The sequence below is a fragment of the Blautia sp. AF14-40 genome, assembly GCF_003479665.1.
GTDB classification, from domain to species: domain Bacteria; phylum Bacillota; class Clostridia; order Lachnospirales; family Lachnospiraceae; genus Fusicatenibacter; species Fusicatenibacter saccharivorans.
In genome coordinates, this window is the sequence record NZ_QUHK01000118.1 from 370 (window position 1) to 666 (window position 297).

Sequence of the window (297 nt, forward strand, 5' to 3'; positions counted from 1 at the left end):
CTCGCAGAGGGAAAGGATAAAATCAGATTTCAAGGCTAACGGGTTGTCGTCCTCGGAATAGTTAAGGTTTATATCCATAGGGTTTACATACTGGGGCTTGCCGTCAATGCCCCTGCCCGTAGGGGAAAGCCGTATCACTTGCCCGTTCAGACGCTGCACAAGGGAAAAATACTCGGCTTCCGGGTCGCAGATGATAATGTCGTCGTCAGTAATGAGGAAAGCATTTGTCATTTCCCTTTTGGCGGCGAAACTCTTACCGCTTCCCGGCGTTCCCAAGATAAGCCCGTTTGGGTTTTT

1 pseudogene is annotated in these 297 nt (G+C 49.8%); it reads right to left on the reverse strand.

Going from position 1 to position 297, the window contains the following annotated elements:
• Positions 1–297: pseudogene (locus tag DWW13_RS19665) on the reverse strand (VirB4-like conjugal transfer ATPase, CD1110 family); the annotation flags it as partial.